Here is a 1,206-nt window from a genome sequence, read left to right on the forward strand (position 1 = left end):
AGATAGAGTATGGTGCTTGATGGATGTGGATTTAAACTATAATAATCCTGATCCGGTTGAAAGTAGAACTCAGAGAGCCTTTGTGAGGGATAAAGATGGAAGAAAGCAGGATTGAAAATTATTTAAAAAGACAAGTAGATAAAATAGGTGGTAGGGCTTATAAGTGGAATCAAACTGGAGTAATAGGAGTGCCAGACAGAATGGTGCTCTTACCTGGTGGAAAAGTAATATTTGTAGAACTTAATGCACTAGGCAAAAAAGCTAGAAAAATTCAAGAATATAGGGCTAGAGAGCTTAGAAAACTTGGATTTCAAGTTGAATGTATAGATACAGTTGAAAAAGTAGATTTGTTTATTAAGGAAGTAATGCTGAATATGTAAATAGGAAGAAAAGGCAAAGTGATTTTATGCTGATGTTATACAAAATCACCTTATTATAATTAATTAATATTTTATTGCATTCTTTAATAAATTGGTTGAATCTTCTATTGATAATTCTTTTGCATAAGAAATTTCTTTGATTACAGAATCTTCCGCATTTCTTAAAACCTGCTTTTCTGTTGCATTTAATTTACTATTTATTTTAACTTGAGTTAGATCATATATAATCTCTAGAGTACTTCTGAGTGATCCTGATTTTATCCTTTTTGAATTAGCATCCATTCGCTCTTTTGATGTATATTCCGTATAGTCGTTCGTCTCTGACATAGCATTATTAATACTTTCTAATCCTATATCTATAGCCTCTGAATCACTTATTAATCTGAGGTTTGATACACCAGCTCTACTAACTGGTAAACTTAATGTCATGGTATTATTAAAAATTTTTATTTTATAATAATCTTGCTTTTCACCTTTAAATTCTCTTTTTTCAATGTTACTTATTATTCCTATTCCTTGGGTTGGATAAACCACTTTATTTCCAATATCAAACAAAAAATCTCCTCCTAAATTGAATAATATATTTAGTATATCACATTTAGAATTTTTTTGCTAATTTTTTATTTTATCACGATAATTTATCATAGTCAATATTTTTTTGGAGATATATATTTAAACTTATGAAGTTCAAAGAAAGAAGGTGATAATATGGATTTTAAACTTTGGGATTATCAAAAATACGCAATCAATCATCACTGTATTTAATGATCGTCATAATTTCTTTTATTATTATGGTATGATAAAGTACTCAAGCTAACGCTTGCTA

2 protein-coding genes are annotated in these 1,206 nt (G+C 28.5%); one reads left to right on the top strand and one right to left on the bottom strand.

What is annotated here, in order from left to right; genetic code table 11:
• The first annotated feature begins 95 nt into the window (after nt 1-95).
• Entirely contained in the window at nt 96-380 is a 285-nt protein-coding gene (locus tag CLOBL_RS27190; protein WP_077861838.1) for a VRR-NUC domain-containing protein, read from the top strand.
• Between the two features lie 63 nt (nt 381-443).
• On the opposite strand, the gene CLOBL_RS27195 is transcribed toward CLOBL_RS27190, so the two are convergent.
• The gene (locus CLOBL_RS27195; RefSeq protein WP_179117854.1) at nt 444-935 is read right to left on the bottom strand and encodes a CarD family transcriptional regulator; all 492 of its coding nucleotides are present in this window, start codon (nt 933-935) and stop codon (nt 444-446) included.
• Between the last annotated feature and the right edge of the window lie 271 nt (nt 936-1,206).

It is taken from the genome of Clostridium sp. BL-8 (genome assembly GCF_002006495.1).
GTDB lineage: Bacteria > Bacillota > Clostridia > Clostridiales > Clostridiaceae > Clostridium.